The sequence below is a fragment of the Streptomyces rugosispiralis genome (assembly GCF_024505145.1).
Lineage (GTDB): Bacteria > Actinomycetota > Actinomycetes > Streptomycetales > Streptomycetaceae > Streptomyces > Streptomyces rugosispiralis.
In genome coordinates, this window is sequence record NZ_JANIAA010000027.1 from 16070 (window position 1) to 35599 (window position 19530).

At 68.3% G+C, this 19530-nt stretch carries 14 protein-coding genes and 3 pseudogenes; 7 read left to right on the plus strand and 10 right to left on the minus strand.

The features are described 5' to 3' along the window. Positions 1–2: 2 nt before the first annotated feature. From NP777_RS30890 to NP777_RS30905, 4 genes are all read right to left on the minus strand, one after another. A complete protein-coding gene (locus NP777_RS30890) occupies positions 3–1697 on the minus strand; it encodes a dihydroxy-acid dehydratase domain-containing protein (protein WP_256653469.1) in 1695 nt (564 codons plus the stop codon). Between the two features lie 2 nt (positions 1698–1699). Then, positions 1700–3169, minus strand: a complete 1470-nt coding sequence (locus NP777_RS30895) for an MFS transporter (RefSeq protein ID WP_256653470.1) — start codon at positions 3167–3169, stop codon at positions 1700–1702. 208 nt (positions 3170–3377) lie between these two features. Further along, positions 3378–4334, minus strand: a complete 957-nt coding sequence (locus tag NP777_RS30900; RefSeq protein ID WP_256653471.1) for a LysR family transcriptional regulator — start codon at positions 4332–4334, stop codon at positions 3378–3380. Between the two features lie 129 nt (positions 4335–4463). After that, positions 4464–4604, minus strand: coding sequence for a hypothetical protein (locus NP777_RS30905; protein WP_256653472.1), 141 nt, complete (start codon positions 4602–4604; stop codon positions 4464–4466). A gap of 156 nt (positions 4605–4760) precedes the next feature. Between NP777_RS30905 and NP777_RS30910 the strand changes: the two are divergent. Together NP777_RS30910 and NP777_RS30915 are read left to right on the plus strand one after the other, a co-directional pair. Beyond that, positions 4761–5186, plus strand: a pseudogene (locus NP777_RS30910) (transposase); the annotation flags it as partial. A 6-nt stretch (positions 5187–5192) separates the two neighbouring features. Continuing rightward, positions 5193–5402: pseudogene (locus NP777_RS30915) on the plus strand (integrase core domain-containing protein); the annotation flags it as partial. Here the strand turns inward: NP777_RS30915 and NP777_RS30920 are convergent. After that, positions 5364–6632, minus strand: coding sequence for a flavin monoamine oxidase family protein (locus NP777_RS30920; RefSeq protein ID WP_308405262.1), 1269 nt, complete (start codon positions 6630–6632; stop codon positions 5364–5366). The pseudogene NP777_RS30915 and the gene NP777_RS30920 overlap by 39 nt on opposite strands. Before the next feature lie 31 nt (positions 6633–6663). Further along, positions 6664–7104 (minus strand): RidA family protein, encoded by a 441-nt coding sequence (locus NP777_RS30925; protein ID WP_256653473.1) that lies wholly within the window; start codon positions 7102–7104, stop codon positions 6664–6666. 154 nt (positions 7105–7258) lie between these two features. Here NP777_RS30925 and NP777_RS30930 point away from each other — a divergent pair, with 154 nt between their 5' ends. Next, the gene (locus NP777_RS30930; protein WP_256653474.1) at positions 7259–8746 is read left to right on the plus strand and encodes a PucR family transcriptional regulator; all 1488 of its coding nucleotides are present in this window, start codon (positions 7259–7261) and stop codon (positions 8744–8746) included. Positions 8747–8837: 91 nt separating this feature from the next. On the opposite strand, the gene NP777_RS30935 is transcribed toward NP777_RS30930, so the two are convergent. Both NP777_RS30935 and NP777_RS30940 read right to left on the minus strand, forming a co-directional pair. Beyond that, the gene (locus NP777_RS30935) at positions 8838–10226 is read right to left on the minus strand and encodes an NAD-dependent succinate-semialdehyde dehydrogenase (RefSeq protein ID WP_256653475.1); all 1389 of its coding nucleotides are present in this window, start codon (positions 10224–10226) and stop codon (positions 8838–8840) included. 52 nt (positions 10227–10278) lie between these two features. Next, the gene (locus NP777_RS30940) at positions 10279–11733 is read right to left on the minus strand and encodes an APC family permease (RefSeq protein WP_256653476.1); all 1455 of its coding nucleotides are present in this window, start codon (positions 11731–11733) and stop codon (positions 10279–10281) included. A 436-nt stretch (positions 11734–12169) separates the two neighbouring features. Here NP777_RS30940 and NP777_RS30945 point away from each other — a divergent pair, with 436 nt between their 5' ends. Then, the gene (locus tag NP777_RS30945; RefSeq protein ID WP_256653477.1) at positions 12170–13489 is read left to right on the plus strand and encodes a flavin monoamine oxidase family protein; all 1320 of its coding nucleotides are present in this window, start codon (positions 12170–12172) and stop codon (positions 13487–13489) included. Positions 13490–13531: 42 nt separating this feature from the next. Further along, a complete protein-coding gene (locus tag NP777_RS30950; protein WP_256653478.1) occupies positions 13532–13897 on the plus strand; it encodes a cupin domain-containing protein in 366 nt (121 codons plus the stop codon). A gap of 911 nt (positions 13898–14808) precedes the next feature. On the opposite strand, the gene NP777_RS30955 is transcribed toward NP777_RS30950, so the two are convergent. Continuing rightward, positions 14809–15246 (minus strand): hypothetical protein, encoded by a 438-nt coding sequence (locus NP777_RS30955; protein ID WP_256653568.1) that lies wholly within the window; start codon positions 15244–15246, stop codon positions 14809–14811. Here NP777_RS30955 and NP777_RS30960 point away from each other — a divergent pair. After that, positions 15179–15382 (plus strand): annotated as a pseudogene (locus NP777_RS30960) (IS5/IS1182 family transposase); the annotation flags it as partial. The gene NP777_RS30955 and the pseudogene NP777_RS30960 overlap by 68 nt on opposite strands. Before the next feature lie 77 nt (positions 15383–15459). Here NP777_RS30960 and NP777_RS30965 read toward each other — a convergent pair. Further along, positions 15460–16488, minus strand: coding sequence for a LacI family DNA-binding transcriptional regulator (locus tag NP777_RS30965; protein WP_256653479.1), 1029 nt, complete (start codon positions 16486–16488; stop codon positions 15460–15462). A gap of 273 nt (positions 16489–16761) precedes the next feature. Here NP777_RS30965 and NP777_RS30970 point away from each other — a divergent pair, with 273 nt between their 5' ends. After that, positions 16762–19446, plus strand: coding sequence for a sugar-binding protein (locus NP777_RS30970; RefSeq protein WP_256653480.1), 2685 nt, complete (start codon positions 16762–16764; stop codon positions 19444–19446). The last annotated feature ends 84 nt before the right edge of the window (positions 19447–19530 follow it).

Sequence of the window (19530 nt, forward strand, 5' to 3'; positions counted from 1 at the left end):
GGTCAGTTGGCGGCGGCCCGGCGCAGCGTGGCGCCCCGGTCGAGCGGCTCCACGGCCCCGGCGTACACGCCGAGCCAGGAGCCGGGCCGCGCCGGCCAGGTCCGTGGCGCGCGTGTTTCGGCGTACGTCTCGATCCGGCGGTTCAGCTCTTCGGCGTCGATCAGGAGGTCGACGGTCCGGTTCGGGACGTCGATCGCGATCTCGTCACCGGTGCGGACGGTCCCCAGCGGGCCCGGCACGCCTCCCTCCGGAGAGATCTCGCCGACGACGATGCCCTTGTTGACGAGGCCGGAGAGCTGTCCGTCGGTCACGAACGCCACCTGCTCGCTCAGGCCGGCGCCGGCCAGCGCGAAGACCACGTTGGAGGCCATGCCCATCCCTGGGGTGCCGGTGACGCCAAGGCCCCGCAGCACAAGGACCTCGCCCGGCAGCACCTCGCCGCGCTCGATCGCCTCGGTGGCCTCCGGCGCGGACTCGAAGACGCGCGCCGTACCGCGGAAGGCGCGGGCCCGGTGCTCTGTGACCGACAGCTTCGCGATTCCGGTGTCGGGGCAGAGATTGCCGCGCATCACGGCGATGGTGGACTCGGGGCGCATCGGCTCGGCGCGGATCACCTCCGCGTCGACGGGGGCACCGGCGACGGCCTCGGCCATCGACGTGCCCGAGACCGTCATGGCCGATCCGTCGATCCTGTCGCCGAGTTGCCGGAGCACGCCCCGGGCCCCGCCCGCGGCGTCGAACTCGTCGATGGTCGTGGGCCCGTTGGGCTGGACCGCGGCTATCGGCCCGACCTCCCGCCCGATCTCCTCGAAGAGCCGGTGGACGTCGATGTCGTACGGCGACTCCGCGGCGATCGCCTCCAGATGCTTGACCGCGTTGATCGAGCCGCTGACCGCGATGACCGCCGTCACCGCGTTGCGGAACGCGGCGGGCGTCATCACCGTGCTGGGTCGCCGGTCTGCCTCGACTGCCGCCATGACGGCCGGCCCCGCGGCCCGCGCGGCCGCCCACATCGTCTCGCTGTTGGCCTGGGTGGGGGCCGAGCCGGGCAGCGCCATGCCGAGCGCCTCGGCGACGATGTGCATGGTGTTGGCGGTGCCCATCCCCTGGCAGACACCGGGGCCGGTGATGGCGCGGTCGGACATCCGGCACAGGTCGTCGAAGCTGATGGCGCCCGCGGCGAGCTTGCCGGCATCGGCGAAGACCTCCTCGATGTCGACGCGGCGGCCGTTGTCGAGGACACCGCAGCTCTGGTAGCCGCAGGCGACGATCACGGTGGGAACGTCGGTCCGAGCGGCCGCCATCAGCTGGCCGGGCGTCGTCTTGTCGCATGACGCGAGGCAGATCATCCCGTCGAGCTTCGCGCCCTCAACAACCGCCTCGATGTCGTAGGACACCAGGTCGCGGCCCGAGAGCACATAGCCGCCACCCCGGCCGGCGGCCATGATGAAGTCGGTCGGCGCGACGGTGCGGATCTCGAAGCCCAGCCCGCCGGCGTCGTACACCGACCGGCGGACGGCCTCCGCGACCTTGTCGAGATGGGCGAAGCACGGCGCGAGTCCGGATGAGGAGTTGACAATGGCGATCTTGGGCCGACGGATCTCCTCGTCGTCATAGCCCAGCGCCTTCCACTGTGTACGCGTCGTCGCCCAGCGAGACGACCCGACCGGATGGTTGCTGCGCGGTTCGGTGGACACCTCTACACTCCTTCCTCGTTCTTCGTGGTTGCTTCCGGGGCGGAGGGGTTTGTCAGGAGGAGAGCCGCCGTCTTCACCTGCGCCACGCCGGTCGTGGGCGCTTCCACGGACAGCGCCCCCTCCGCCTCGGCCGGCAGCCGGCGCTGGACCCGGCCGAGCACGAACAGCACAAGCACCATCACGGCCGGGCAGGCCGCGAACACGGTGAACGCGCCGTGTGCCCCGAGACCGGCGTCGAGGATGACACCGCCGAGCCAGGGGCCGACCATGGCGCCGACCTTGGCGACCGAGGAGGCCCAGGCAGCGCCGTTGGCGCGGATGCCCGTCGGGTAGAAGGTGCCGGCGATGCTGGTGATACCGCCATGACCGCCGTTGACGAACATCTTGGCGCCGATGACAAAGGCGACGTAGACGGCCGGGCCGAGGATTCCGGTGCCCAGCGTCAGCATGCAGATGACGGCCGCGAGCGGCATCCACAGGATGATGCCCGCCCCCTTGCGGTCCACGAACCGGCTGATGAACAGCTGCGCCACGGCGCCCGCGACGCTCGCCAGGGCGGCGATGGTGGCGGCCGCGCTCACGCTGAAGCCCATCTGCTCGTTGATCATCGGGGTCCAGAAGACCATGAAGTAGATCAGCGCCGAGGAGAGGAGGTAGACCAGCCACAGCAGGGGTGTGATGGCGGCGAGGTGGCCGCGGAAGAGCTGGGTGGGGGTGAACCGCTTCCCCGAGTGCGCCTGCTCCTGGGCCTCGGTGGTGAAGCGGGTCCCGGGCTCGATGGACAGGCCCGGCTGGAGGCGGCGCAGGATGCGGGAAACGCGCTCATCGCTGCCTGGGCGGGCCTTCAGCACCAGGAACTTCACCGACTCGGGCACCAGCGGCAGCACCGCGAGGACGGTGAGCAAGGAGCAGACGCCGCCGACGACGAACACCGATCGCCAGCCGAACTCGGGGATCAGCCAGTTGGAGACGGGACCACCGGCGGCGCCGCCGAGCGTGTAGCCGACCATGATGATGGAGACGGCGGTCACCCGGAACCGCTTCGGCGCGTACTCGGCCGCCAGGGCCCAGGTCAGCGGGAGCACCCCGCCGAGGAAGAGCCCGGACACGAACCGCAGGGCGAACAGGTGGGCGTAGGTGTCCGCATAGGCGAAACCGAGCATGAAGAGGCCGAAACCGGCGACCGACGCGACGATGGTGGGACGGCGTCCGATCCGGTCCGCCAGGTAACCCATGATCAGCGCGCCGATCATGGTGCCGAAGAGACCGACCGTGGCCAGGGTGCCGAGCTGGGTCCCGGTGAACCCGAAGTCCTTTCGGATGTAGGTGGCGGCGAACGACAGGATCTGGAAGTCGAAGCCGTCGAGGAAGGTGATCAGACAGCAGACGGCGTACATCAGCAGCCAGTAGCGGCTCGCACGCTGGCGCTCGACGATCGGGGCCACTTCCGCGACGGGTCGGGTGGCGCTCATGGCCGTCTCCTCGCCGTTGAAGTCGGCCACGATGGGGACGCGGATGACGACCGCAGCTCTGTCAGGGCATGGGGCATGATGGCTCCTGGGGAAGGGGGCTGTGCCGCGAACGCGGCTCTCATCGCGTGCCCCGCACCGTAGGCAGCCCGCTTCACCGGAGGGAATGCCCAGGTCAATAGAGCGTTCGACTGGGCGGCATCAACGGCGTTTATGCTCCGAGGCAGGCCGCGGCCCGGGCCATCAGGTCGCGCAGCCAGCTGTGTGCCGGGTCCTCGTCGTGGCTCGCCTCCCACCAGAGATGCTCTTCCAGCGGATCGAGCGGTACCGGGCAGGTGAGCGTGCGCAGCCCGTACGCGGACGCGATGGGCGCGGCGAGCCGCTCCGGAACGAGCGCCACCCGCCGTGTTCCGGTGATGAAGTCGGGTACGGCCCGGTAGCTCTCCACGCGTACGGCGATGCGTGGCCGGATGCCCAGGGCGGTCAGCTGCCGGGTCGCCGGAGCGGCCGACGGGTAGCCCTCGTCCCGGTGGTAGGGCACCACCCACGGCAGCCGTGCCAGATCCTCGATGCCGAACGACTCGGCCTCGCACAGCGCATTGCCGGCGGACACCACGCAGACCCACTGGTCGTGGAAGAGCGGAGCCGAATCGACCCCCGGGGTGCGGAAGTGGCCGAGCGGTGGGGAGACCATGGCATCGACGAGCCGGATCGCGTCGCCCGCGCCACTGCCCAGGGTCTCCCTGATGAACTGGAGGTGGAGCGCCGCATGGGGCGCCTCGTGGTCGAACAGCCGGGACAACGGGGGGCCCAGGACCGTCGCCGGGTAGTCGGCCATCAGCAGGGTGAACTCCCGCTCGGTGGTCGCGGGGTCGAACGCCCTGCCGGTCGCGAAGAGCCTTTCGGCGGCCGCGCACACCGTCTCGACCTGTCCGGCCAGCTGCGCGGCGAGCGGTGTCAGGACGTAGGCGCCGTGTACCCGGGCGAGCAGCTCGTCCCCGAAGTGCCGGCGCAGCCGGGACAGCGCGGCGCTGACGGCGGGCTGGGTGACGCCGAGGTTCCGGGCGGCCCGGGTGACGTTCCGCTCGCGAAGCAGCGCTCGGAGCGTCACCAGGAGGTTGAGGTCGAGGTTCGTGAGGTGTGTGGGTCGGGACTGCCGTGGGCTCATGGGCTCCGGATTCTGCCGCACGCACGCCGGCTCTTTCCATCCTCCATTCCGGGCCGGCCGACTGGCCGTGGCCGTCCCAGCGGCCGCCGGCCTTCGGTCCGCCGCCGCGGTGCCGGGCCGACGGCGTCCTCACCCGGTGCCGAACAGCTCCGGGCGCTTCGCCGCGAGCGCGATCAGGCCGTCGGTCTCCAGCATGTCGATCAGAGGGCGTTTATGCAGGTCAGGCCCCGTATGCGACTCTCGTCCCTGCCCTGCTCCGAAGACTTTCATCCCATAGATGGTGAATGACCTTCTCCAGGGCGAAGGCTCGGCCGTCCGTCTCGTTCGGTTCTGTACCTGGGAGTCCGTCTGATTTGAAGATGCCACGGAATTGCCTGATGGGCAGCGGAACCGAGCCCTCCGGCTCGCTCGTGATCACGCTACGCCGTGAGCGAGCGCAAGCCGTACCCCAGCGACCTGTCCGACGCCCGATGGGCTCTGATCGAGCCGACGTTGACGGCCTGGAGACAGGCCCGGCTCGACCGCAGGCCGACCGGGCAGCCGGCCAAGGTCGATTTACGCGACGTCCTCAACGCGATCCTCTACGCGAACCGTACGGGGATCCCCTGGAAGTACCTCCCACACGACCTCCCGAACCATCGCACCGCCTATGCCTGCTACGCCGCGTGGCGTGACGAAGGAATCTTTGCCCAGCTCAATTACGACCTGACAGGACTGGCCCGGGTGAAGGAGGGGCGCAGGCCCGAGCCGACCGCCTCCGTGATCGACACCCAGAGCGTGAAGACCTCCAGTAACGTGCCCCTGACCAGCCAGGGAACGGATGCGGCCAAGAAGATCGCCGGGAGGAAGCGCGAGATGAGGGCATCCGTTGGTCGTACGGGTGTCTGTTGGGAAAACGCAGCCGTCGAATCATTTTTCGGAGAGTTGAAAAACGAACTCATCCACCGAGTGACATTCCCGACACGAGAGCACGCGCGCAAGGCTATTGCCCGCTACATAGAAGTCTTCTGCAATCGCAGACGTCTCCACTCAGCGCTCGGCTACAAGACGCCCGCCGAGGTCCATCAGGACGGCTTGGGCGGCGCGGATTCCGCTGCGCAGGGCGCCTTCCATGAGACCGGTGAATTCGGCTTCGGCGTACTCGCCGGCAAAGCTGACCGCACCGACCGCGGCCTCGAGTGCTGTCTGGTCTTCGATGGTGGTGCCTGGTGCGTGGGAGGCGTACGCGCCGAGAGCGAACGGGTCATCGGACCAGGTAGAGAGCAACGGTTCCTGCTCGGCGAAGTCGAGGTCGTTGCGGATGTGCCGGGCGGCTCGCATCCACTGCTCCGGTCCGGCATCGACGGCCATGGCGGCGAGGCCGTGCTCGCTGCCGGCGAAGCTGTTCATGACCGGTGCAACGGTGTCGTGCTCGTCGACGGCAGTCCAGGTCCAGAACCGGCCGGGTACCGACAGGACGGCGCTGGTGGATGGGGTGGAGCGCAGCGGCAAGTGGAGCTTGGCGGCGTGTCCCTGGCGCAGCCTGGCGAGCGCCTTGTCCCGGGCGTCGCTGGTGGGCACGTAGACGTGCCCACCGGTGAGGACCGTGAGCGGGAGGGCGACGACGACGTGGTCGAAAAGGTGCTCACCACTGCTGGTGCGCACTACAGCAGCACCTTGTCCGTCGTCGATGTTCTCGACGGACCGGACGACTTCGTAGCAGTGCACCCGTTCGCCGAGGGCTCGGTACATCTCGACGGCGAGGCGCTGGTTGCCGCCGGCGACGCGGTAGCTCGGCAACGGCTCGAACGAGGCGACGTGGTCGAGCGCCTCGGCGGTGACCAGGTCGGCGGCGGTCGCGGCGGAAACCTCGATGCGGGCACGGAGCGCCTGGTCGACGGCCATCGGAAGGTCGAGCAGCTGCAGGATCTCCTCCACTGATACCGGCCGCTCGAGTTCGCGGGCCAGGGCGGCGGCACGCTGCCCGGCGTGGGACAGGACTTCGGAGGTGACCTCGGGGGTCTCGGCGAGCTCGCGGACGTAGTAGCTCATGCCGGAGTCGACGAGCCTCAGTGAGTGCTGCTCGGCGATGGCAGCAAAGGTGCTGTAGCCGTCGAGGATGAACTCGGCGCCGCGCTCGACAACGCAGTCGCGGCCGGCGATGTCGAGGTGCTGGGACCAGACGCGGCCGCCGACGCGGCCGCGCGCCTCGAGGACGGTGACGTCGAGGCCGGCGTCAGCGAGCTTGGTGGCGGCTGCAAGGCCGGCGAACCCGGCACCGAGTACGGCCACGTGGCGAGGCGGGGTGTGGGTGGTCACGGAAGGTGCCTCCGGATGGGGTGGTCGCGACTTAGTTGCCAGCGCTGGGCGGGGGCGTGCTGTCGATGGGGGGTGCGGGCACGCGGGTGGCGCCGAGCAGCGCGACCGCGTTCATCTCGACCTGCATCCCCTCTGCCAGCAGCGTCACGCCCACGGCGGTGGAGGCCGGGTAGGGGGCGGTGAGGAACTCGGGGCGGACGACCGTGAAGCGTCCGTAATTGTCCGACTCGGTGACGTAGACGTTCACCGACACCACGTTGGTCAGGTCGGCACCGAAGGCACGCAGCACGGCCTCGACGTTGCGGAACGTCTGGCGGACCTGGTCCTCGAAGGTGCCGTCGATGACGTTCCCGTGCTCGTCGTAGGGGCCGATGCCGCCGGTCGTGATGGTCTCGCCGACGCGGACGGCCTGCGCGTAGCCGACAGACTCAGCCCATTCCCAGGGGCCGTGGAGGCTCTCTATCTGTGGCATGCGAGGTGTCCTTTGCGTGAGGGTCATGAAGGGACGGCCGGGGTTGGAACGTCACCGAGCGTAGGCAGGCAGCAGCCCCGGACTCTACGGTGCGAGAGTCCGGTTTCTGGCGGCGCTGTCATACTCACGTACCAAAGACCCCTACACTGGGTAAGTGAGCGAACAACAGCTGCTGACGGTCAGTGACCTCCTCGGCATGCCTACGCTGGGGCAGCGTTTGCTGGCCGGCTCGCAGGGACTGGACCGCCCGGTGCTGTGGGCCCACAGCTGCGAGCTGCCCGACCCGTGGCGATGGCTAGGACCGAACGAACTGCTGATGACGGTCGGGCTGTGCGTGCCCGAGGACGCCGAGGCTCAGGTCGAGTTCATTCGCCGTCTGGCCGACGCGTCCCTGGCCGGGGTCACCATCGGTGACGACGATCCGGCACCCGCGCTGAGCCACGAGATGCTGACCGAGGCCGACCGGCTCGGGTTCCCACTGCTACGAACCTCGCTCGCGGTCCCTTTCGTGTCCTTGGGCCGCACGGTCGCCCTGGCCGGAAGCGCACGTCAGCTGCAGCAGCTGCAGCTACTCAACCGCCTCTACCGGGTATTGGCGGGCTTGGAAACGACCTCCACCGAGGCGCTGGAGCGCATCGAAAGCGTCTTCGGCGCCCGGCTGGCCGTCGTGGACGTGGTGCACCATGGGGCGGTGCTGGAGGGGTCGCTGAAGGTGGCGACCGAGGTAGTCGTCGACCTGTGCGCCCGAGCCGCCGAGGCCAAGCTGCCCGTTGGCGCGAGTTTGACGGCCTTGTCGTCGTCGGTGAAGGCGTGGCCGCTACCGACACAGCGACCCACGCTGCTCATGCTCGAGGAGGGGCCGGTGGACCTGCTCGACTCCTTCCTCGTGGGGCACCTGCGCCAGGCCGTCATCGTTCCCGTGAACGGGGTGCTGGCCGATGCCGCGGCCCGAGCGGCGCGTGCCGAGCAACTGTTTTCGGCCGTGCTCGTCGGTGACGTTGCCGTCGAAGCCGTCCAGGACGAGGCCGTGCATCTCGGACTGGAAGGGTCCAAGTTGGTCTCGTTCGCGGCAACCACCACCCACGCGGACGACGCGGTCGCCGCGCTCGGCGCCAAGGGTCTGCGGTTCCTGCCGCGCCGCGCCCAAGGGCGCCTGGTGTGCTGCGTACGCGAGGTTGACCTCGACGCCGCGCTGGCCACCGTCGGCTCGACCGTGGACCGGGTCGGCGTCTCGTCGGCGTTTGGGTCACTGCAGCAGCTACGGCAGGCGCAACGTGACGCGTTGTGGGCGCTGGGCAACGCCAGCGGCGGCACACCGATCGTGTCGTACGCCGACGTCCGCGGCTCCATCGTCCCGCGTGACGTCGGCGCGGCCACCGAGCTGTCCAACGCGGTCCTGGGTGCCCTGCTCGACGACAACGACCGGTCGAGTCGGCTGCTGGAGACGCTGTCGGCCTACCTCGACAACAACCGCAGCTGGAAGGAGACCGCCGAGGCGTTGGGTATCCACCGACAGACGCTGGCGCACCGGCTGGGACGCATCGAGGAGCTCACCGGGCGCAACATGAAGTCCTCAGCTGACATCGCGGCCCTGTGGGTGGCAGTCCGAGCCGTGCGGCACGCACGCGACGTCGAAGCCTGATGCGCTGAGGAACGGCGTGAGGGCCGGCCCGCCTCCCGCGGGCCGGCCCTCACGCAGCCGCGCTACGCAGCCAGTACTGGACGGTCGGCGGTCAGTCGCTGATGTAGAACAGCCGCTTGTTGACGAACTCGTCCATGCCGAGCGGGCCGAGCTCGCGGCCGAACCCGGACCGCTTGATGCCTCCGAACGGCAGCTCGGCGCCCTCGCTGACCGGTGTGTTGACGTTGGCCATGCCGACCTCCAGCTCGGCTGCCACGGCGGTCGCACGAGCGACGTCGGTGGAGAACACCGCGCCCCCGAGGCCGTAGCGGCTGCTGTTGGCCAGGTCGAGAGCCTCCTGGTCGCTTGCGGCCTTGTAGACCACCGCGACAGGTCCGAACAACTCCTCGCTGTACGCGCGCATGCCCGGGGTGACGCCGGTCAGTACCGCGGGCGAGTAGTAGGCGTCCGGGCCCGGGGAGAGTTCTCCGCCGGCGTGCAGGGTGGCTCCCTTGGCGACGGCGTCTAGGACCTGCTCGTGCAGGGTCTCGGCTGCTGCCCGCGACGACATAGGCGCGTACGTGCCGTCCTCGGCCTCGGCCGGATCTCCGGGCTGAAGACCGCTGGCGTGCTCGACCAGGCAGGCGACGAAGTCGGCAAAAATGGGCTCGGCCACGATCATCCGCTTGTTGGAGTTGCACGCCTGGCCGGTGTTCTCCATGCGCATCCCCCAGGCGGTGGTGGCGGCCTCGGCCACGTCGTCGGCGTCCAGGACGATGTAGGGGTCGGAGCCGCCGAGTTCGAGGACCGCCTTCTTCAGGTGCTTGCCGGCCAGCGCACCGATGGCCGCACCGGCCCGCTCCGAACCGGTCACGGACACGCCTTGGACGCGGTCGTCGGCGATGATGTCGGCGACCTGATCGTGGGAGGCGAACACGTTCTCGTACACGCCGGCCGGGACACCGGCCTCGAGCATGAGGTCGCGGATGGCGAGTGCCGAACGTGGGCACGACTCGGCGTGCTTGAGCAGGATGGTGTTGCCCAGGACCAGGTTCGGGGCCGCGAACCTGGCCACCTGGTAGTAGGGGTAATTCCACGGCATCACGCCGAGCAGTACCCCGACCGGGCGGCGCTGCACGACTGCGCGACCTCCGGAGAACGTCGGAATCGCCTGGTCGGCGGCCAGCCGCTCACCCTGCTCGGCGAAGTAGCGGAAGATGTCGGCGCTGAACTCGGCTTCACCGACCGCCTGGTCGTGCCGCTTGCCCATCTCAAGGGTGATGATGTTGGCCAGCTCCTCGGCCCGTTCGGTGAACAGGCCGGCCAGCCGGGCCACGACGGCAACACGCTCGGCGATGGGCCGCCGGCGCCACTTCATGAACGCCTCATGGGCGGCCGCGATGGCGTCTTGGACCTCGGCGTCGGTGGCGTGGGCGAAGTCTTCGATGACCTGCCCGGTAGCCGGGTTGAGGACTCGGTGGAGGGCCTCGTTGGTGCTCATGCTGGGCTCTTCCTTTCAGCCGCATCACGCGGCCTCGAGGGACGACGTCTGGTCAGACGTCGACGATCGGGTTCTCTTGGGCGCTGCCGGCTGCCTCATCCTCCAGCGTGGCATCGGCGACCGGGCCGGCGTGACGTCGTTGGTAGGCGCGGGCCGGGAAGTAGGCGAGCACGCACAGGGCGAGGGCCACGCCGAGATAGACGTACCCGGCAATCCCGTAGTCGAGGTACTGCAGGTACATCAGGTAGACCACACTCGCTGTGAACGGCACGGCCACCACTGCGAGCCCAACGGTGCCACCCGGAATCTTCGCCGGGCGCGGCATCTCGGGGTTGCGCCGACGCAGGATGACCAGCGCGGCAAGGTTCAGCAGCAGGAGCAGGTTCATGAAGAACACGTCGAGGCCGACCAGCGTGGTGAAGGCGCCCGCGCTGAACAGGGAGTAGATCACCGAGGACACGATGATGGCGACGAAGGGCGAGCCTGTCCGCTTGGTCTGGCGGGCAAATGCGGGCGAGATCCACCGGTCGCGGGAGAGCACGAACGGCGACCGCGAGCTGGTCATCAGCAGCGAGGAGTAGAGCCCGATGGCGCAGAACATGCCACCGACGGTGACGAAGGTCTGTAGCCACTTGCCGCCGAGCACCAGCGCGACGTCACCGAACGATCCGGGGACCCAGGTTTCCCAGCCGGGCACGGCGAGGGCGCCGAGGAGCGGGAGGGTGTAGGAGGCGACGATGAGGATCATGGAGACGAACATCGCCTTCGGAATGACGCGGGCGGGTTGCTCGATCTCCCCGGCGATCTGCGCCACCTGGTCGAATCCGCAGTAGCACCACATTGTGAAGGACAGCCCGACCGCCAGGGCGTCGGGCCCGCTCGTCCCGGCCGGCGTGAAGGGGGTCAGTGGATTGACGCCGTTGGTGACGACCTCCCAGATGCCCAGGGCGGCGATGATGGCCAGTGGTGCGATGGCGAAGACGCTGAACAGCAGGGCGCTGTCGCCGACGCTCTTGGCGCCGCGGATGTTGAGCACCGCCAACGGCAGCACGACCAGCAGGACACCGAGCGCCCAGTTGGCGTCGAGCGTGAACGGTCCCGCCTCGAGCAGCACGTACTTCCCCTCGGCGATGGAGGGGAACAAGGTGGCGAGGTAGCCGGCGAACAGGACCGGGTAGATGGCCATGTCAATCCAGCTGTTGACCCACCGCACGAGGCCGGCCTGGAAGGCCATGAAGCCGCCCATGGTCCGCTTGGTCCACTCGTACGTGCCGCCGTCGGCGGGGATGGCGGTGGCGAGCTCGGTGGTGATGGCGCCGATGGGGATGCCGTAGACCAGGGGCACGAGCAGAAGCAGCAAGATACCGAGGCCAGGTCCGGTGGAGCTGATCATCTCCTCGAGCGAGTAGGCGCCACCGGAAACGCTGAAGAAGATGACGCCGACGAGGGGCAGGAAAGCGATCTGGCGTGTGAGCGAACCGCTCGGATGAATCTGAGACTCTGGCATCGTCGAAACCTCACGCTGCTGAGAAGGGGGAGGCCATTCCTCCGCTGAACCGGCACTGGATGCTCGTTAGGGAGTGCTCGGACGCGGGCCAGTGTGGTCCTCGCCACACCCCTGCCTGAATCGTCTCGCAGCACGAATTGAGCAAGCCTTTCGATACCCCAGTCACATCAGAGGCACACGCGTCTCCCAGAAGCTGCCGCCGACGACAGCCTTGTCTCGCCCGCCCCTCTCCGGGACCCGTCGGCGGCTCGAACCGAGGTTGGCGGCGCGCCCGAGGGAACACCACTGCCGTACTCGTACTTCAGCACGAAACAACATGAGCGAATCGTGCCGCGACACTGTTCGGGTTCTTTGTGGCGGCAGCCACACTGTCTTTCGTTCGTTGTGGGGCGTACATCAGCACGTCGCGCAACTCGCCCCCGAAGGAGGTAGCACCGTGCAGAAGTACGACACCATCGTCATCGGGGCCGGCCTGGCCGGTCTGTCCGCCGCACGCGACCTGGCCAACGGCGGGTCCGAGGTCGTGGTCCTTGAGGCACGCGACCGGGTGGGCGGCCGCGTCGAGCAGGTCGAGACACCTGACGGCCGCAAGGTTCAACTAGGCGGGGAGATCGTCGGCACGTTCCACACCGCCTACAAGGAACTCGTTGCCGAGCTCGGACTCACCATAGGGCCGACGTTCACCGCCAGCACCGGCGAGACCCGCTGGGTCCTCTCCGACGGTCGTCACACCGGTGACCCCCTGCCGTGGATGAGCGCCTCGGACCGCCGCATCTACGACGACATCGAGCGCCGGTTCTCCAAGCTCGCCGCCTCCGTCGACCCCGACGACCCGTGGAGTCACCCCGATGCCGCCGCGCTGGACAGAATCTCCGTGGCCGGCTGGCTGCGCGGGGAGGGCGCCACCCCCGGCGTCATCCGCGCCCTGACTCTGTCGCAGCTCGCGCTGGCGGACGAGCCCATCGAGTGCACCTCGATGCTGGCCGACCTGCGCAGGGAGTCCGCGGCCGGCGCGGAGGGCTTCTACAACTACGACGCGTGGGAGAACGAGCGCGTCCTCGAAGGCTCGGCTACTGTCGCACTCACCATGGCCGAACAGCTCGGCGACCGCATCCGCTGTTCGAGCCCGGTCGGCGCCATCCGCGTCTCTCCGCACCGCTGTGAGGTCATACTGACCACCGGCGAGGTCCTCACCGCTGCGAACGTCGTCTGCGCCGTACCGGCCGGGCCGCTGCGCGACATCTCCATCAGCGGCGTCAGCGACACCAAGCTCGCCTCCCTGCACCGCCAGAAGTCCGCGCTGGCCGCGAAGTTCGTCGCCGTCTACGACCACTCCTTCTGGGAGGACGCCGGCCTCAACGGCGTCGCCTACATGGAGCACAACATTCTCGGCGGCGTCTGGGCGCAGAGCGCCGGCATCATGTCCGGCCTCGTCCCACCGCAGCGCATAGGCACCTACCTCGCCACGCCCCGCCGGCACCTCGGCCAGGCACTCATCGACGAAGTCGTCGACGCGTTCGGTGACGTCGCCGCCTCGCCCGCGAAGACGTACACCCGCAGTTGGGGCACCGACCCGTGGACCCAGGGATACGTAACCGCATGGCGTCCCGGCGACGTCATGGGAGTCGGGCCCCTGCACGGCAAGAGCGAGCCGCCGTTCTACGTGTGCGGGTCCGACCAGTGGCTGTCCGGCCACATGGAAGGCGCCGTGCGCACTGGCCGCGGCGTCGCCCACGAAATCCTTACCTCCCGCTGACAGCCCCCGTCGCCGCCAACACGTCCCACGACAGGAACCGCCGTGAGCTCTGTTGCCCTCATCCCGACCACCCCAGACGTTGACTCGCTGCTCAAGCCGTCCGACTACATCGACCCTGCCAACCTCCGCACCGCGGTACCGGCCGAGACCGCCGCAACACACCTGGCCTCCGCAGACGAGAAGTTCTCTATCGGCACCTGGCGCGCCGAGCCGTACGCCGAGTACATCGAGGCCTATCCCGGCGACGAGTACACCCGCATCATCGAAGGCCGCGTCACCCTAACCCAGGACGACGGCACCACTTGGACCTTTGGACCCGGCGACGCGTTCACCATCGCCGCCGGCTGGCGCGGCGAGTACCGCGTCGACGAGCCGCTGCTCAAGCAGTTCGCCTACTACATCCCCTGAACGCCCCCGTGCGCCCAGCGCACAGGTGAGCGGCCGGGCGGCGAATCGGAGTGCCCGCGCTGCGTCTTCACGCCCTGGAAGGGAAGCCCACCTCGTCTGCGTCCTGGTCGGTCACTGCCCGAGGCGCGGGTATCGGCCCGCGAGACTGGTGGGCTCGCATGTTGAGGTGTCGCGTATGTCTGCCAGGCGTCACCCCTGCGGTCACCCTGAGCGATGGCCGATGGTTCTCGACCTATGACCACACTCCGGCGTGCTCTCCCGGAGTCGCTTATCATCCGAGAACTGATTGAGGGCGTGACCTCGCGGCTGCGTGGGCCCATAACGGTCCGCTGTTTTCCAGGGGTTACACCGTCTCAGCCAACCATCGTGCTTCGGTGGTCGGGCTGAGACGGCATGTCTCGGGACGGCCACCCTCACAGAAGGGTGTCGGCCGTTGAGTTCCGGACCTTTGACGCGCCTCCTGCTCGTCGCCCTGGCAACGGTTCTTTCTCCGCTAGTTGCAGTCATCGCTGGTGTGCTGTCTTGGGCAGCGGACGGAAGCATGCCACGCGCCGTGCTCTGCGGTGGTGGGGCATTCGTCGTATGGATGACCCTATCCGTCTCGCTGTACTCAGCCCTGGGTCTGCTCGACAGAGGCGTCGGGCAGGGGTGATGTATAGCCCAGCCGACTGGGGTTCTCCGCTTGCTCTTCCCGATGGATCTGGTCTCACCGTGTGTGGTCGCCGAGGGCGTATCGACTCCAGGTCCCTCCGGCCTCGGTGACTAGCCGGATAGCGGTCTTGTCGTGATAGCCGACGGCCTTCGCGATGACAGGGGCCGGGGCTTGGAGTACGAGTTGGCGGATCGCGGAAGTCCTTCCGCGTTGCGGCGGAACGCCGATCTCCCGCAGGTGGACTTGGAGGCTGACCGGTTCATCGGCTGACCGGGCCGGCGGCCAGGGAAGAGCCACTGTGAGCTTCTGCCGCTGGCGTACGGCAGGTGCCGGCAGGACTGGATGTATGCGTCTCCCGTTTAGTCTGGCTGGTCTGGTAGCGTCCCAGCGGCACCTTCTCCGCCTTGCTCCGCAGGCGCCGCATCTGGTGCCAGATGGCGAAGTGCTGGTGATGCCGACGGTGTTCGGGGTTTTCGATGGTGGCGAGCCGTTCGGTCAGCCAACGCTGATAGAGCATCAGCTGCCGATTGACGCGTGGCAGGACGCCGCTGTCCATCAGCAGGTCACGCAGGTGGACGACGGTTCGCCACGGTGTTTCCTGGTGCAGCCCGTCGTGGGTGAGCGAGGTTCCCCCGATTCGTGGCTTCCACGTTGTCAAAAGGCGCTGGGTTGTCGAACGAAGTATTGGTTGGATCATGATGCACCAGCGCCTCGCCTGAGACTACGAGACCCTGCCCGCCAGCTCCGAGGCCATGATCCACGTCGCCTCGATCGACAACCTCACCAAGCGCATAACGGACGAGACGACACCCACCTGGCGAGGAACTTACTAGGAGATAAAGGGCAATCGACCTAGATCAAACGCCCTCTTATAGATGCCATGGCTCCCGGTGGCAAGGGTTGCGTGAGCTCAGGCAGATGCCGCGGTGGTCTCCCCCAGGATCAGCTTGCCCGGCACAGGCTGCGGCCCGCGGGGGAGGGGGGCTGTCCCTGCTGCTGCTGAAACCAGGGCCTCGATGGAGCAACGGCCGATCTCGCTGAGCCGCGGATCGACGGTCGTGAGGTGCTGTCGGCGTGGGTACTTCTCGCCGGGCCAGCCGTGACCCTCGGCGTTGTCGTACCCGACGAGGGCGATGTCGTCCGGCACTCGGACTCCGTGACGGGTGAGCACGGACTCGACGCCCAGCGTGATTGCGTCGTTGCCGCAGAAGATCGCGTCCAGTTCGCCGATGCGCGGCAGGAGGCGACGCGCGGCCTCCTCGCCCCAGCCGCGGCTCCAGTCGCCACGCAGTGCCCGGCGGACCGCCATCTGTGTGTCCCGTTCGCGTAGACGCTCCACGAAGCCTTTGTACCGTTGCTGGGCGGCCATCGAACCGGTGGTGGTCACGTGGGCGAAGCGGCTTCGCCCCAGGTCGAGTAGGTGGTCGGCGACCATGCGTCCGGCGCCGACGCCGTCGGTGACGAAGCTGGTGTCCTTCCGGTTCGCCGAGATGGCGTAGGCGAAAGCGACAGGTACTCGAAGGCCGCTCGTGGGTACCTCGAGCGGCTGCTCGGGGCCCTTGCCGAGGACGAGCAGGGCCTCGATCTGGCGGGAGCGCATGCGTGCCGTGACGCGTTCCAGGGCTGCGGCGTCGCCACTGGCGTCGTAGTGCAGCATCGCGATGTCGTGTGCGCCGAGGGCGAGCGAGGCGCCGCCGAAGGTCGGCAATGCGAATGTCTCGGCGGCGTCCTGCGTCAGGACACCGAATGTGCGACTGGTGCCGCGAGCGAAGAAGAGTGCCTGCGCATTGGGCACGAAGTCCAGGTCAGCGGCGGCTTTGAGGATGCGTTCCCGGGTCGCCGACGACACCTTCCCCTGACCGTTGAGGACACGGGAAGCGGTTGAGTAGTGCACCCCTGCTCGGGCCGCGACATCGTGCAATGTCACTGATGGGGCCATGGAACCACCGTGATTGCGGTTGAGCGAACCACTGCTGCCGACTCAAACATCGGATGAGGTTACCACCGCGCACCAAACTCTTGACAGTGCGGGGCTGCGCGGCGCAGCATCCGAAGGGCAAACGTTTGCCCCTGACTTCCGGCGATTCACCTTCCATCCGGTCTCACATTTTGAGGACCATCCATGAGGAGTTCCGTCCGCTCCACACGTACGTCTCCACTGAGAGCTGAGCGCTTCGCAGCCGCAGCATGCGCGGTCCTGGGTGCAGCCGTCGTGTACGGCACCGCGCCGGTGAGCTCTGCCGCAGGTGCTCCGAAAGCCGAAGCCGCCATGCTCACGCTGAAGCAGACGGCGATGGGCAACATCTTCGCGCCGTCGGTCCCCCGCACCGTCGTGGCCAACACCACTGATACGTCGGTCCGTTGGACCCTCAGCGACGTGGACGGTGCCACCGTCAAGAGCGGGTCCGTTGCTCCGTCGGGCGGCGCCGCGACCATCACCATTCCCGCCAGCGTTCCGTACGGGTGGTACTCGCTCACGGCCACCGACACGTCCGGTGACAAGGCGTCCACCACGCTCGCCACCGTGGCCGCTCCGCCCGCGAGAACGGGCCGTTTCGGCGTGGCGACGCACTACTCGTTCGGCCGCGACACCTCCACCCAGGCGCTCATTCTGCCCAGCGGCGCCGTAACCGTACGGGACGAGGCGTCCTGGGCCAGAGCCGAAACAGCAAAGGGCGTTCTGGACTGGACCGCAGCGCACAAGTACCTCGACCCTCTCTTCGCGAAGGGCATCCGGCCGCTCCTGATCGCCGACTACGGCAACAACTTCTACGACGGCGGCCAGGGCCCCACCACAGACGCTGGACGTGCCGCGTTCGCGAAATACGCGGCGGGCATGGCCAAAGAGTTCGGTTCGCACATCGCCGGCATCGAGGTCTGGAACGAGTGGGATGTCGGCACCGGCCACAACGCCACCAGGGACCCCGAGAACTATGTCGCCCTGCTGAAGGCCGCGTCGACGGCCATCAAGGCCGCGGATCCATCGGTACCGGTACTCGGCCCGGCAGTGGCGAACTTGTCGACGGCCTGGCTCGAGACGACGTTCCAGAAGGGTGCGCTGTCCTACGTCGATGCGGTCATCGCCCACCCCTACAACTGGCCTGCGGCAGCTGACGGCTTAGGGCCGCGGATCACTGCGGTGCAGTCGCTCGTGCGCAAATACAACAACGGTGCGGACAAGCCTTTGTGGATCACTGAGAATGGCTGGCCGACCGGGACCGACGTACGTGCCGTGAGCGAGACCGACCAGGCACGCAACACGGCCAAGGCGGCCGCGATCGCCACCTTCCACGGTGTGGCGAAGTACTACGTCTACGACTTCATCGACGACGGTGACGATCCAGCGAACCCCGAGCACAACTTCGGTCTCGTGCACAGCGGGACCAATACGCTCGGCGCCTACACGCCGAAGCCGTCCTACGCCGCCTGGGCGACGGCCACGCGCCAACTGGCGGGGGCGAAGCCTCTCGCACCCGTCACCACGCCCAGCGGAGTCACGGACCTGCGCTTCCAGACCGCGGATGGCGGACGGGTCCAAGCGGTGTGGGCGGACAAGGCCACCACGCTGTCCTTTCCCGGCGCCACCGGGAACGTCCTGGTCACCGACATGAGCGGCGGCTCCCGGGTGGTCAGTCCGGTCGACGGCAAGATCACCGTGCAGGCCAGTGCGTCGCCCGTATGGATTCGCGGAGTCCTCGCAGCGCCCACCCAGACCGCGGACAAGTTCGTCGTCGAACCAGCCGTCACCAGCGAAGCCGCGAGGGCACACTGGACGGTACAGAACCCCGACCCCGCCAAGACACACGAGTTCCGCCTGACGGTGGGGCACACATCAGCCACCGCCCGTGTCGGGCCCGGCGTCAGCCGTGACGTCGCCCTCTCTTTGCCAGCGCGATCGACTCCGGCCAGCGTCGTCTATCGGGCAGCGGTCACGATGGACGGCAAACCGTTCCTGCGCCTGTCGGCCACCGGCAAGGTACGGGCCCCCATCAGCGTCGACGGCACACACTCCGTCACGGACGACGGCAAGCAGTCGCTTCGCCTGAACGTGACCAACGCCGCGAGCACGGCCGCCAAGATCAAGAGCGTGACCTGGAAGGTCGGCAGCGCCACGGGCTCGAGCCTGGAGGGCGCGTCCGTGGCAGCGAAGGAAACCGCCGTGCTCACCGCGCCGCTACCCGCACTGACCTCGGACACCAATTGGTCGGCCACCGCCACGATGAGCGACGGCGCGACGTATCAAGCGAGCGGCACACTGCACCAGTTGGATCAGGATGCCGTAACCACCGTCCCGCGCACGAGCGTGGACGTCGATGGTACCGTCGACTCCGTCGTGAAGGCACAGCCCGGGATCGACCTGGACGCCGCCCCGTTCGTTCCGACCACGTCCGGCACTACGCGGCCGACCGGTTTCGGCGGCAAGGCGTGGTACGACACGGACGCCTCCAACCTCTACTTGACGGCCGTCGTCTCCGACCGCGTCCACCACCAGGACAGCTCCGGCGCGTCGATCTGGCAGGGCGACTCGCTGCAGTTCACGGTGGCCCGCGGCGGCCCCGGCGAGCAGACCAGGTGGAACGAGCTCGGAGCCGCCCTCACCTCCTCCGGGCCTCAGCTCTACCGCTGGCTCGACCCGGCCGATCCTGCCCGTGCCACGGTCGACGGGGCCAAGATCGCTGTGTCCCGGGACGATGACGCCCACACCACCACGTACGAGATCGCCCTGCCGTGGGCCTCGCTCGGCGGGCCTCAGGCATCCGACGGTCTGTTCTCGTCGTCCCTCGTGGTCAACGACGCCGATGGTGCGACCCGGCTTGGCTGGATCACATGGGGTGGCGGCATCGCCGACGGCAAGGACCCCGCGAAATTCCACGCCCTGCACCCGCAGACCACCTGACTCCCGCACCGGTACCGAACGGGCCGACGGGGCCCGCCGCCCCTGACTGCGGCAGACCCCGTCACCCCGGTCCCTCACCCCTCA

What these genes read in the sequence shown, in the direction of transcription:
- NP777_RS30895 (WP_256653470.1), bottom strand. Translation starts at nt 3,169, where the DNA reads ATGAGCGCCACCCGACCCGTCGCGGAAGTGGCCCCGATCGTCGAGCGC.
- NP777_RS30900 (WP_256653471.1), bottom strand. Translation starts at nt 4,334, where the DNA reads ATGAGCCCACGGCAGTCCCGACCCACACACCTCACGAACCTCGACCTC.
- NP777_RS30905 (WP_256653472.1), bottom strand. Translation starts at nt 4,604, where the DNA reads ATGAAAGTCTTCGGAGCAGGGCAGGGACGAGAGTCGCATACGGGGCCT.
- NP777_RS30925 (WP_256653473.1), bottom strand. Translation starts at nt 7,104, where the DNA reads ATGCCACAGATAGAGAGCCTCCACGGCCCCTGGGAATGGGCTGAGTCT.
- NP777_RS30935 (WP_256653475.1), bottom strand. Translation starts at nt 10,226, where the DNA reads ATGAGCACCAACGAGGCCCTCCACCGAGTCCTCAACCCGGCTACCGGG.
- NP777_RS30940 (WP_256653476.1), bottom strand. Translation starts at nt 11,733, where the DNA reads ATGCCAGAGTCTCAGATTCATCCGAGCGGTTCGCTCACACGCCAGATC.
- NP777_RS30955 (WP_256653568.1), bottom strand. Translation starts at nt 15,246, where the DNA reads ATGATCCAACCAATACTTCGTTCGACAACCCAGCGCCTTTTGACAACG.
- NP777_RS30965 (WP_256653479.1), bottom strand. Translation starts at nt 16,488, where the DNA reads ATGGCCCCATCAGTGACATTGCACGATGTCGCGGCCCGAGCAGGGGTG.